Annotated in this window: 10 protein-coding genes; 5 read left to right on the plus strand and 5 right to left on the minus strand. The window is 70.8% G+C overall.

All coding sequences use genetic code 11. From position 1 onward, the window contains the following. Window positions 1-58: 58 nt before the first annotated feature. Entirely contained in the window at window positions 59-679 is a 621-nt protein-coding gene (locus tag F3L20_RS06360; protein WP_150152937.1) for a TetR/AcrR family transcriptional regulator, read from the minus strand. A 236-nt stretch (window positions 680-915) separates the two neighbouring features. On the opposite strand from F3L20_RS06360, the gene F3L20_RS06365 reads away from it, so the two are divergent. The 4 genes from F3L20_RS06365 to F3L20_RS06385 all read left to right on the plus strand — a co-directional run bounded on the left by F3L20_RS06365 (window position 916) and on the right by F3L20_RS06385 (window position 5,180). Further along, entirely contained in the window at window positions 916-1,893 is a 978-nt protein-coding gene (locus F3L20_RS06365) for a tetratricopeptide repeat protein (RefSeq protein ID WP_150152940.1), read from the plus strand. A 656-nt stretch (window positions 1,894-2,549) separates the two neighbouring features. Further along, window positions 2,550-3,185 (plus strand): DUF6230 family protein, encoded by a 636-nt coding sequence (locus F3L20_RS06375; protein ID WP_150152943.1) that lies wholly within the window; start codon window positions 2,550-2,552, stop codon window positions 3,183-3,185. 116 nt (window positions 3,186-3,301) lie between these two features. Beyond that, window positions 3,302-3,871 carry a DUF6114 domain-containing protein gene (locus tag F3L20_RS06380; RefSeq protein ID WP_150152946.1) on the plus strand — a complete coding sequence of 190 codons (570 nt, stop codon included), beginning with the start codon at window positions 3,302-3,304 and terminating at the stop codon, window positions 3,869-3,871. Continuing rightward, window positions 3,861-5,180, plus strand: coding sequence for a hypothetical protein (locus tag F3L20_RS06385; RefSeq protein WP_150152949.1), 1,320 nt, complete (start codon window positions 3,861-3,863; stop codon window positions 5,178-5,180). Before F3L20_RS06380 ends, F3L20_RS06385 begins: the two co-directional genes overlap by 11 nt. Window positions 5,181-5,267: 87 nt before the next feature. Here the strand turns inward: F3L20_RS06385 and pyk are convergent, their stop codons facing one another. From pyk to pta, 3 genes are all read right to left on the minus strand, one after another. Then, window positions 5,268-6,695, minus strand: coding sequence for a pyruvate kinase (gene pyk / locus F3L20_RS06390; RefSeq protein WP_150152952.1), 1,428 nt, complete (start codon window positions 6,693-6,695; stop codon window positions 5,268-5,270). 73 nt (window positions 6,696-6,768) lie between these two features. Next, window positions 6,769-7,980, minus strand: a complete 1,212-nt coding sequence (locus F3L20_RS06395; RefSeq protein WP_150152954.1) for an acetate kinase — start codon at window positions 7,978-7,980, stop codon at window positions 6,769-6,771. Further along, window positions 7,977-10,073 carry a phosphate acetyltransferase gene (gene pta, locus F3L20_RS06400; RefSeq protein ID WP_150152957.1) on the minus strand — a complete coding sequence of 699 codons (2,097 nt, stop codon included), beginning with the start codon at window positions 10,071-10,073 and terminating at the stop codon, window positions 7,977-7,979. Before pta ends, F3L20_RS06395 begins: the two co-directional genes overlap by 4 nt. Window positions 10,074-10,295: 222 nt before the next feature. On the opposite strand from pta, the gene F3L20_RS06405 reads away from it, so the two are divergent. Beyond that, window positions 10,296-11,321, plus strand: coding sequence for an ATP-dependent 6-phosphofructokinase (locus F3L20_RS06405; protein WP_145827422.1), 1,026 nt, complete (start codon window positions 10,296-10,298; stop codon window positions 11,319-11,321). Window positions 11,322-11,375: 54 nt separating this feature from the next. On the opposite strand, the gene F3L20_RS06410 is transcribed toward F3L20_RS06405, so the two are convergent. Continuing rightward, window positions 11,376-12,107 carry a helix-turn-helix domain-containing protein gene (locus F3L20_RS06410; RefSeq protein WP_150152960.1) on the minus strand — a complete coding sequence of 244 codons (732 nt, stop codon included), beginning with the start codon at window positions 12,105-12,107 and terminating at the stop codon, window positions 11,376-11,378. Window positions 12,108-12,371: the final 264 nt, after the last annotated feature.

Consider the following 12,371-nt stretch of genomic DNA (forward strand, 5'->3'; position numbering starts at 1 on the left):
GACGACTGTCGGCCGACCGTGGCGGATTCGGGGCCTCGCACCCCCGCCCGGGACACGCTCAGCGGGCGCTCGCGGCGAGGCCCGACAGCAGCACCCGGGTCAGCCCGCGCACCCACTCCTCGTCGGCCGGCTGGTTGCTGACCAGGGTCCGGTGCACCACCGCGCCCGCCACCATGTCGAAGATCAGGTCGACCGCGCGGGCGGACCGCAGCGCGTCGGACTCCGGCGGCAGCTCCCCCCGCTCCTGTGCCCGGGCCCGCCCCGCCACCACCAGCCGCTTCTGCCGGTCGACGATCGACGCCCGGATCCGCTCGCGCAGGGCCTCGTCCCGGGTGGCCTCGGCGACCACCGCCATCAGCCCGCTGCGGGCCTCGGGCCGGGCCAGGATCGCGGCGAACTGCAGCACCACACCCTCTATGTCGGCCGCCAGTGACCCCCGGTCGGGCAGCGTCAGCTCGTCGAACAGCTCCGCGACGGCGTCCACGACGAGCTCGTTCTTGCCGGACCAGCGCCGGTACAGCGTGGTCTTGGCGACCCCGGCGCGCACCGCGACGTCCGACAGGGTGAGCTTGGACCAGCCGAGGTCCACCAGCGCCTGCCGGGTCGCGTCGAGGATCGCGGCGTCGGCCGTGGCGCTGCGGGGGCGCCCGGTGCGGCTGGCTGGATTGCGGCGCTGCATGGCTCGACCATAACCGGCGGATTCCGTGTCCTGGTGAGGGAGATCACCGGAAAGCGGTGCCCCGCATCCGTCCCTTGCCATTACGCTACGACTCGTAGCGAAAGCACGTGGGAAACACGGCGTGCCCGAGCGACGACCACCGCGCCGGGTGGGGACCCGGCGCACCGCACCACACGTACGCCTGGCTTTCCCGGGCGCTTTTCACACTCGCGCGCAGTACGGGGGAGGATAGACGCATGCAGCCACGGAACATGTCCATGAGCGGAGTCGTCGACCTCGCCGCGGTGAAGGCGGCCCAGGAGGCCAAGGCGAAGGCGGAGCAGGCGCGCGCCGAAGCGGCCCGGCAGGGCGGCGGAGGTGCCGTCTCCCCGGCCGATCTCGTCATCGACGTCGACGAAGCCGGCTTCGAGCGCGACGTCCTGCAGCGGTCCACCGAGGTCCCGGTCGTCATCGACTTCTGGGCCGAGTGGTGCGAGCCCTGCAAGCAGTTGAGCCCCGTACTGGAGCGGCTCGCCGTCGAGTACAACGGGCGCTTCCTCCTCGCCAAGATCGACGTCGACGCCAACCAGATGCTGATGCAGCAGTTCGGGATCCAGGGGATCCCGGCGGTCTTCGCGGTGGTGGCCGGACAGGCCCTGCCGCTCTTCCAGGGCGCCGCGGGCGAGGCCCAGATCCGTCAGACCCTCGACCAGCTCGTCCAGGTCGCCGAGGAGCGCTTCGGTCTGACCGGACTCGTCGTCGACCCCGACGCCGAGCCGGGCGGCGGCGCTCCGGCGGCCGCCGAGGTCCCCGTCGGCCCTTACGACGCCCTCCTCGAGGCCGCCGCCCGCGCGCTCGACGCCGACGACCTGGACGGCGCCGTGCAGGCCTACAAGAACGTGCTCGCCGACGACCCGGGCAACCCCGAGGCGAAGTTGGGGCTGGCCCAGTCCGAACTGCTGCGCCGGGTGCGGGGCATGGACCCGCAGCAGGTGCGCAGGGACGCCGCGGAGAAGCCGGCGGACATCGAGGCGCAGATCGCCGCCGCGGACCTGGATCTGGCGGGTGGTCATGTCGAGGACGCCTTCGGCCGGCTCACCGACACCGTCGCCCGCACGGCGGGCGACGAGCGGGACACCGTACGCCTGCGGCTGCTGGAGCTGTTCGAGGTGGTGGGCGCCGACCACCCGGCCGTCGTCGCCGCGCGCCGGGCCCTGGCGCGGGCCCTGTTCTGAACCACCCGCACCCGGGCGCCCGTTAACGACCGTTCTGCCCGATCCGGTGGTCGGTGGGGCCCGAGGTGCTTCTTGGTCGACGGAAACCGAAGCGGCCGCGCTTTACCAAATCTTGGTAATCGCGGCCGCTGTTACTGCTAGTAAGTCACAGGCATTGTTCTGTCTGGTTCTGTCCAGCGATCAACAGATATGCACCCCCCTGCCGGTGCACCCAGCGTCGCCGCTCGGGTCCGGCGGGTCGCCCTGCGGTTATCCGGCCGTTACTAGCGAGTAACGAACCCCCTTGTGCGGGCGGCGAGAATGCACCACGATCGGCGACGCTCGGTCCATTACCCGCACCCCGACAGCCGGTCGGGCCACGGGAACTCCTGGGTCCCCACCGAGCAGGAGCGCCGGCAAGGACGGCGTTCCTTGGACAGGGGGGTCTTCGCCCGCGGGTGAAGCCTGTCCAGCAGGGTTGTGCGTGATGCGTGTCAGGCGCGACCAGTGGTTGTCGCTCGGGGGTGATCGCCGGTGATTCGGGCGCGGTCTCCGCGCCGCCGAGTGCGGGCGCTCTCCTTCCCGAGGACGTAGCACTTCTCCCATCCCTGCCCGACTCGGCCGCCGGTCAAGGCGGCGAGCCAGGACAGGAGATGTACGTCCGAGAAGGAGGAAATATGGAGTCCCAGGTGCGTGGCGGGACCAGATGGAAGCGGTTCGCTGTGGTCATGGTGCCCAGCGTGGCCGCCACGGCTTGCATAGGTGTCGCTCTCGCGCAGGGCGCCCTCGCGGCGTCGTTCAGCGTTTCCGGCCAGTCGTTCAAGGTGACCACGAAGGAGCTCGTCGGAGAGGGCTTCTCTCAGTACGGCGCCATCGACGAGGGTTACACCGCGGACGGCAAGAAGACGGCTCACCCTGTCGCGGTCTCGGCCTTCAAGTCGGCGACCATCAAGAGCCTGTGCCAGTCGGTCGTCACCCCGAACATTCCGGTGTTCGGTAACGTCAGCCTGATCCTGCGGGCCGGCGACGGCGCGCAGCCGGTCGAGGCCAAGAACCTGTACATCGACGTCGCCGAACTGAACGCCGACGCGACGTTCACGAACATCGACATCGGTGTTGCCGCCAAGGACGCCACCAAGGGTCCGGGCATGAAGGGCGGCGGCGAGCAGGCCAACCCCTTCGGGTTCGCGCAGCAGGCCGAGAAGGCCGTGCTGAAGGACGTGAAGCAGACGGCGTGGGCGACCACCGCCGGAACCTTCAAGCTCAGCGGCCTGAAGATGTCGCTCTCGACGGGCGTCAAGGAGTGCTACTAAGCACTCGCTGACGGGCGGGGGAGCCGGTGGCGCCCCCGCCCGTCCACCTTCCCGCCGCGCTTTCACGCGCGGCGCACATCACCACCACAGCAACGCCATCCAGGGAGCTGTTTCTCATGAGCGCCGAGACTCCTGCCGCCTCCGGCCAGTTCACCCGCCGACGGCTGCAGTTCCGCGCCTGGCGTGGCCAGCGGCCTTTCTGGGCCGGTCTGTTCATCATGTTCGGCGGACTCCCCATCGCCTACTTCCCGTACGCGAACCTGCGGATCGGTCATCTGACCCTGGCGATGGCGACGACCGCGGGCGCCGGGTCCCTGATCATCGGCGTGCTGCTCGTCGTCCTCGGCATCAGCCTCTGGTTCCAGAAGCACATCCGGGTCTTCGCGGGTGTCGCGGCGATCCTGCTGGCGTTGGTGTCCATCCCCGTGTCCAACCTCGGTGGCTTCCTCATCGGCTTCCTCTTCGCCCTCGTGGGCGGGGCGATGGCGGTGTCGTGGGTGCCGGGCGAGCCGCCGGCGCAGGAGCCGCCGGCGGACGAGGCCGGGTACGGCGGCGCACCCGAGGGCGCCCTCCCCGACACCACGGTCACCGGCCCCGCAGAGGGCGCCGCGGCGACGGGTGAGCCGAAGGATCTGTCAGGAACGAGCCCGGCGAACGGGGCGAACGGGAGGCACAGTGCCGGCTGACGAGGTGACCCACGGGGCTGATGTGGAGGCATCCCGTGTGAGAACCGGGCCGCGACACGCGGCACCCAAGAAGCCGCTGTTCACCAGGTTCCACATGCCCGCGGGGAAGGCGATAGCCCTCGCGGCGATGCCTACCGCGGTGCTGATGGGGATGGGCTTCACCCCGACACTCGCCCAGGCCGACGACCAGCCGTCGTCGAGGAACCTCACGGCCGACGAGTTCAAGGAGTGTCTGGAGGCCATCGAGAAGGCGGAGAAGGGGGAGGACGCGAGCGCGTCGCCCACACCGTCCGCCACCCCGAGCGGGACCGGCTCCGAGGACGACGAGCCCTCGGCGGACCCGACCGGTTCCGCCCCCGGCCAGCAGGCCCCGGACGAGGGCACGGACAAGGGCTCGGGCTCTTCGCCGGATTCAGGTTCCGACGACGAGGCCGACCCCACGCCGACGCCCTCCGCGACCGCGGGCGGACAGGCCGCGGAGCGGACCGAGCCCACGCCCTCCCCCTCCGAGACCGACCGGAATCTGCTGGAGCAGATCGGGGACACCATCAAGGACGTCCTCACCCCGGGCGACAAGGAGGAGGAGACCCCGAGTCCCACGCCGTCCGCGTCCGAGTCCGCCCCCGCGAGCGGGTCGGAGGAGAAGGACGACAAGGGCGAGGAGTCGCCGCAGAAGCCTTCCAAGGCCGCGGAGACCGCCGGCACCGGCGAGAAGGCCGGCGAGGCGGTCGAGGACCTCACGGAGAAGGCCGAGGAGGCCGTCGAGGAGGAGTCCGAGGAGCCGGAGGCCACCGCGTCGCCGAGCCCGTCGGAGTCGTCCGGCGTCGACCTGGAGGACTGCCCGGTCGCCACCGACGCCGAGGGCGGGGTCGACAACAACGTCCCGCTGCCCGACGACCCGTGGTACCTGAACGCCAGCTCGCTGCTGCTGAAGGGCGCCGACTACAAGGGCATCGTCGAGGTGCGGACCGCCAACGGCACCACCAAGAAGGTGCTGAAGTACGTCATATCCGACGGCACCGACATCGGCGACCTGCACCAGACCGTCAAGGACAAGCAGTCCGGCAAGACGTACCACGTCCAGGCGGCCAAGGGCTCGACGTCCACGATCCGCGACGGCGACACGGTGATGTACACCGAGAGCATCTCCGGCAACCTGCTCGGACTGATCCCGATCACGTTCGACCCGGAGAACCCGCCGCCGCTCAACATCCCGCTGATCTACTTCACCAAGGTGACGGTGCAGCAGGCGGGCCAGTTCGGCGGAACCCTGCACGTGCCGGGACTTCAGCAGTACGTCACCGACTGACCGTCCGGACCTTCCGGGAGCCGCGGAACACCGAGGGCGCCCCCTGTTCGCAGGGGGCGCCCTCGGGTGTGTGGGGCGGGTGTCCGGTCAGGAGGTCACTTCTCCGAGGTGGTGGACGCGGACCATGTTGGTGGTGCCGGGGACGCCGGGCGGGGAGCCGGCGGTGATCACCACGATGTCGCCCTCGTTGAAGCGGCTCAGGCGGACCAGTTCCTGCTCCACCAGCGCGACCATCTCGTCGGTGCTGTTCACGAACGGCACCACGTGCGGCTCCACGCCCCAGCTGAGGGTCATCTGGTTGCGCGTGGACTCGTCCGTCGTGAACGCGATGATCTGCTGCGCCGCCCGGTAGCGGCACAGCCGGCGGGCCGTGTCGCCGGACTGGGTGAAGGCCACCAGGCCCTTGCCGCCGAGGAAGTCGGCGATCTCGCAGGCGGCGCGGGCCACCGAACCGCCCTGGGTACGCGGCTTCTTGCCCGGCACCAGCGGCTGGAGCCCCTTGGAGAGCAGCTCCTGCTCGGCCGCCTGGACGATCTTCGACATCGTCCGCACGGTCTCGATCGGGTACGCGCCCACGCTGGACTCGGCGGACAGCATGACCGCGTCGGCGCCGTCCAGGATCGCGTTGGCCACGTCGGAGGCCTCGGCGCGGGTCGGACGGGAGTTGGTGATCATCGACTCCATCATCTGGGTCGCCACGATCACCGGCTTGGCGTTGCGCCGGCACAGCTCGATCAGGCGCTTCTGCACCATGGGGACCTTCTCGAGCGGGTACTCGACGGCCAGGTCACCACGGGCGACCATCACACCGTCGAACGCCATCACGACGTCCTCCATGTTCTCCACCGCCTGCGGCTTCTCCACCTTGGCGATGACCGGGACCCGGCGGCCCTCCTCGTCCATCACGCGGTGGACGTCGGCGACGTCCTTGGCGTCCCGGACGAAGGACAGGGCGACCAGGTCGCAGCCCATCCGCAGGGCGAACCGCAGGTCCTCGACGTCCTTCTCGGACAGCGCGGGCACGTTCACGGCCGTGCCGGGCAGGTTGATGCCCTTGTGGTCGGAGATGACGCCGCCCTCGATGACGATCGTCCTCACCCGGGAGCCGTCGACGTCCACGACCTTCAGCTCGACGTTGCCGTCGTTGATCAGGACCTGGTCGCCGCGGGAGACGTCGCCCGGGAGCCCCTTGTAGGTGGTCCCGCAGATCGTCTTGTCGCCCGGTACGTCCTCGGTGGTGATGGTGAACTCGTCACCGCGCACCAGCTCGACGGGGCCCTCGGCGAAGGTCTCCAGACGGATCTTGGGGCCCTGGAGGTCGGCGAGGACACCGATGGCCCTGCCCGTCTCCTTGGCGGCGGCCCGGACCCGGTCGTACCGGCCCTGGTGCTCGGCGTGCGAGCCGTGGCTGAAGTTGAAGCGGGCCACGTTCATGCCGGCTTCGATCAGGGCGACAAGCTGCTCGTGGGAGTCGACCGCGGGGCCGAGAGTACAGACGATTTTCGAACGGCGCATGGGGCGATCCTATCGGTTTGTTTCGCTCCGGAATATTCCGTCTGGCGGAAGGTACACATGAGAAAGTCGCTGCTCAGTTGTTCTTTCCGACCAGTGCGTATGTCTGCTGTGCGATCTCCATTTCCTCGTCCGTGGGTACCACCGCGACGGCGACCCTCGCCCCCTCGGGCGAGACCAGCCGCGCCCCGCCGCCGCGCACCGCGTTGCGCTCGCCGTCCACCGCCAGGCCGAGCCCGTCCAGGCCCGCCACGGCGGCCTCGCGCACCTCGGCCGCGTTCTCGCCGACCCCGGCGGTGAAGGCCACCGCGTCCACCCGTCCGAGAACGGCGTAATAGGCGCCGATGTACTTCTTCAGACGGTGAATGTAGATGTCGAAGGCGAGCTTCGCCCGTTCGTCACCCTCGGAGATCCGGCGCCGGATCTCCCGCATGTCGTTGTCCCCGCACAGACCGACCAGACCGCTCTTCTTGTTCAGAAGGGTGTCGACGTCGTCGGCGGACATTCCGCCGACGCGCATCAAATGGAAGATGACGGCCGGGTCCATGTCTCCGGACCGCGTACCCATCACGAGCCCCTCCAAGGGGGTGAGCCCCATGGAGGTGTCCACGCAGCGGCCCGCCCGCACGGCCGAGGCGGACGCCCCGTTGCCCAGGTGCAGCACGATGACGTTCACCTCCTCGGGCGCCTTCCCCAGCAGCCGGGCCGTGGCCCGCGAGACGTACGCGTGCGAGGTGCCGTGGAAGCCGTAGCGGCGCACCCGGTGCTGGTCGGCGGTCTCCACGTCGATCGCGTAACGGGCCGCGGACTCCGGCATCGTGGTGTGGAACGCGGTGTCGAAGACGGCGACCTGCGGCAGGTCCGGGCGCAGCGTCGTCGCCGTGCGGATGCCGGTGAGGTTGGCCGGGTTGTGCAGCGGCGCGACCGGGATCAGCCGCTCGATCTCGGCGAGCACCCGCTCGTCGATCACCGTCGGCTCGGTGAAGTACTTGCCGCCGTGCACCACCCGGTGGCCGATCGCGAGCAGCTCGGGGGAGTCCAGGCCCAGCCCGTCCGCCGCCAGCTCCTCGGCCATCGCCTTCAGCGCGGCGTCGTGGTCGGCGACCGGGCCGGTCCGCTCCCGGGTCTCCCCGCCGGACGCCAGCGGGGTGTGCCGCACCAGCGAGGTGCGCTCGCCGATCCGCTCGACCAGCCCGGAGGCCAGCCGGCTGCTGTCGCCCATGTCCAGCAGCTGGTATTTCACCGACGAGGAGCCGGAGTTGAGGACGAGGACACGGGAGGGGCTCACTGGGCGGCTGCCTTCTCGCTCGGGGCCGGGGACTGGGCCTGGATCGCGGTGATCGCGACCGTGTTGACGATGTCCTGCACCAGGGCGCCCCGGGACAGGTCGTTGACCGGCTTGCGCAGCCCCTGGAGGACCGGGCCGACGGCGATCGCGCCGGCCGAGCGCTGCACGGCCTTGTAGGTGTTGTTGCCGGTGTTCAGGTCCGGGAAGATCAGCACGGTCGCCTGGCCGGCGACCTCGGAGCCGGGCAGCTTGGTCGCCGCGACCGACGGCTCCACGGCCGCGTCGTACTGGATCGGCCCCTCGATCCGCAGGTCGGGCCGGCGCTCGCGCACCAACTCGGTCGCGGTGCGCACCTTGTCCACGTCGGCGCCGGAGCCGGAGGTGCCGGTCGAGTACGACAGCATCGCGATCCGCGGCTCCACCCCGAACCGCGCGGCGGTCACCGCCGACTGCACCGCGATGTCGGCGAGCTGCTCGGCGTCCGGGTCCGGGTTCACCGCGCAGTCGCCGTACACCAGCACCTTGTCGGCCAGGCACATGAAGAACACCGACGAGACGATGTCCGCGTCCGGGCGGGTCTTGATGATCTCGAACGCCGGGCGGATGGTCGCCGCCGTGGAGTGCACCGAGCCGGAGACCATGCCGTCGGCGAGGCCCTCCTCCACCATCAGCGTGCCGAAGTAGTTCACGTCGGAGACGACGTCGTAGGCCAGCTCCACGGTCACGCCCCGGTGCGCGCGCAGCGCCGCGTACTTCTCCGCGAAGGAGTCGCGCAGTTCGGAGACGGCCGGGTCGATCAGCTGGGTGTCGCCGAGGTCGATGCCCAGGTCGGCGGCCTTCTTGCGGATCAGGTCGACGTCACCGAGCAGGGTCAGCTCGCACACGCCCCGGCGCAGCAGCACCTCCGCCGCGTGCAGCACCCGCTCCTCGGTGCCCTCGGGGAGCACCACCCGGCGCAGGTCGGAGCGGGCCTGTTCGAGCAGCTTGTGCTCGAACATCATCGGGGTGACGCGGTCGCTGCTGGGCGCGGACACCGTGCGGGTGAGCTCGGCGGTGTCGGTGTACCGCTCGAACAGGCCGAGCGCCCGCTCCGCCTTGCGCGGGGTGGCCGCGTTCAGCTTGCCCTCCAGGGAGAACAGCTGCTCGGCGGTGGGGAAGCTGTTGCTGGGCACCGACAGCACCGGGGTGCCGGGCGCCAGCCGGTCGGCGAGGGTGAGGACGCGCTCGCCGGGCACCTCGTCCAGGGTCAGCAGCAGCCCGGCTATCGGCGGGGTGCCGGCGCTGTGCGCGGCCAGCGAGCCGACCACCAGGTCGGCCCGGTCGCCGGGGGTGATCACCAGACAGCCCGGGGTCAGGGCGGCGAGCAGGTTCGGCAGCATGGCGCCGCCGAAGACGAAGTCCAGGGCGTCGCGGGCGAGCCCCGAGTCGTCGCCGAGCACCACCTTCGCGCCGAGGGTGTGGGCGATCTGGGAGACCGTGGGCGCGGACAGCGCGGGCTCGTCGGGCAGCACGTAGCAGGGCACGGGCAGCCGGGTGGCGAGCCGCTCGGCGATTTCGTCCCGGTCCTCGCGCGCCACCCGGTTGACGACCATCGCGAGCACGTCGCAGCCGAGGGTGTCGTAGGCGCGGAAGGCGTTGCGGGTCTCCGCGCGGACCGCCTCGGCGGTCTGCTTGCGGCCGCCCACGACGGGGATCACCGAGGCGCCGAACTCGTTGGCGAGGCGGGCGTTCAGCGACAGTTCGTCCGGGAACTGGGTGTCCGCGTAGTCGGTGCCGAGGACCAGGACGACGTCGTAGTCGCGGGCGACCAGGTGGAACCGGTCGACGAGGGTGGACACCAGCTCGTCCGTGCCGCTCTCGGCCTGGAGCGTGGACGCCTCCGCGTAGTCCATGCCGTACACGGTCGCGGGGTCCTGGGTGAGCCGGTAGCGGGCCCGCAGCAGTTCGAAGAGCCGGTCGGGCCCGTCGTGCACCAGGGGACGGAACACACCCACCCGGTCGACCTGCCGGGTCAGCAGCTCCATGACCCCGAGTTCGACGACCTGGCGGCCGTCGCCGCGGTCGATGCCGGTCACGTACACGCTGCGGGTCACGCGCGCTCTCCGTTTCGTCGGGGGCTCGTCGGGGCCGCGAAGGCGACGGCGGGGCCGACGGCCGGGCCACGAAACCGCTCACACAGGTGAGCGGATCCCTCTTGACAATACCTTCGCCGCTGGTTAAGGCGCCCCCGTATCCGGCGTCGGCGGTGCCCTGGGGGACGTGAAAGAATCGGCAGTGGCTCACCGGTATCGACAGCGACCAGGAGACACAGCACGATGCGTATAGGAGTCCTCACCGCAGGCGGCGACTGCCCTGGGCTGAACGCAGTGATCCGGTCGGTCGTGCACCGAGCGGTGGACAACTACGGCGACGAGGTCATCGGCTTCGAGGACGGCTACTCCGGTCTGCTGGACGGCCGCTACCGCACCCTCGACCTCAACGCGGTCAGCGGCATCCTGGCCCGCGGCGGGACCATACTGGGCTCCTCCCGGCTGGAGCGCGACCGGCTCCGCGAGGCCTGTGAGAACGCCTCCGACATGATCCACGAGTTCGGCATCGACGCGCTGATCCCGATCGGCGGCGAGGGCACCCTGACGGCGGCCCGCATGCTGTCCGACGCCGGTCTGCCCGTGGTCGGCGTCCCCAAGACGATCGACAACGACATCTCCTCCACGGACCGCACCTTCGGCTTCGACACCGCCGTCGGTGTCGCCACCGAGGCGATGGACCGCCTGAAGACCACCGCCGAGTCCCACCAGCGGGTGATGGTCGTCGAGGTCATGGGCCGGCACGCCGGCTGGATCGCCCTGGAGTCCGGCATGGCCGCCGGCGCCCACGGGATCTGCCTGCCCGAGCGGCCCTTCGACCCGGCGCAGCTGGTCAAGATGGTCGAGGAACGCTTCGACCGGGGCAAGAAGTTCGCGGTGATCTGCGTCGCCGAGGGTGCCCACCCGGCCGAGGGCACCATGGACTACGGCAAGGGCGAGATCGACAAGTTCGGCCATGAGCGCTTCCAGGGCATCGGCACGGCGCTGGCCTACGAGCTGGAGCGCCGGCTCGGCAAGGAGGCCAAGCCGGTCATCCTGGGTCACGTCCAGCGCGGCGGTGTGCCGACGGCGTACGACCGCGTCCTCGCCACCCGCTTCGGCTGGCACGCGGTGGAGGCCGCCCACCGGGGCGACTTCGGCAGGATGACCGCGCTGCGCGGCACGGACGTCGTGATGGTCCCGCTCGCGGAGGCGGTCATGGAACTGAAGACGGTCCCGAAGGAGCGCATGGACGAGGCGGAGTCGGTCTTCTAGACCGGTCCGTTCCTCCCGTGGGGGTCGGCGTCCCGGCCCCCACGACGCCGCCCGCTACACCTGCGCCGGGCCGCCCTCCGCTGCCGTCGTGTGCCAGAAGTGGTCGACGATGCGGTCGAGGAAGTCGCGGCCCGTGTCGCCCGCGTCGCCGGGGCCGCCGCCCCAGCTGAGGGTGGCGGCCATGTGGCCCTGGTAGTCCTGGTGGAGCCGGTGCAGCACCGTCTCCAGCAGCCGCCGCTCCAGCGGGGCGATCTTCGACACCGGCCGGACGTACGCCTGCCAGCGTGTGGTCGCCGCGGCGCGCAGCAGTTCCGCGAGCTGGTCCTCGCGGCCGGTGACGGCGATGACGTCGGCCAGGGAGAGGCCGAGTATCCGGGCCAGGGCGGCCGACTGGCGTTCGGTGCCGCGCCACCGACCCGTCTCCTCCATCCGCAGATACGCGTGGAGTTCGTGCCCGGCGGTGCGGGCGACGTCCTCGGGAGCCAGGCCCCGCGCGACCCGGTGTTCGCGCAAGGTGCGCGGGCGCCCGATGAGTTCGCCCGGCGAGCACCACAACACGCCCGCGAGTGCCGTCAGTTCGGGGCGGGAGGGGGACGCCCTCCCGCGTTCCCAGGCGGCGACGAGGGCCGGCGTGACGTACGGCAGGTCGTAGGAGACGCGTAACGCCTGGGCCACGTGGTCCGGGTCGAGACCCAGCGCGGCCCTCAGCCGCCGGGCGGCGGGGGCGTTGAACGGCGGGGGCGGATGACGGTCACTGCGAGGGGGAGGTCGGCGCACGGCCCACAAGCTAGGCCCGTACGCAGGGGGTGACTACGGTCTGTTCGGCCAGGATCACTCGTTGTAGGAACGTACGGCTACCGGTCGGTCGGGTTTCGGGGGCGCAGGGCGTTCACGCCCGCCGGAGAACACTCCCGCAGGTGAACGGCAAGCTCAAGGAGCATATGCGTAAGGCCGCGTCGACGGCCCGCGCGCCCGTCGGACGGAACACGCACCCGTCACTCGCATCGGCGTACGGGACACGGGCCCCCTCAGCCCCTCCGCCCGCCCGCG

This window comes from Streptomyces tendae (assembly GCF_008632955.1).
GTDB lineage: Bacteria > Actinomycetota > Actinomycetes > Streptomycetales > Streptomycetaceae > Streptomyces.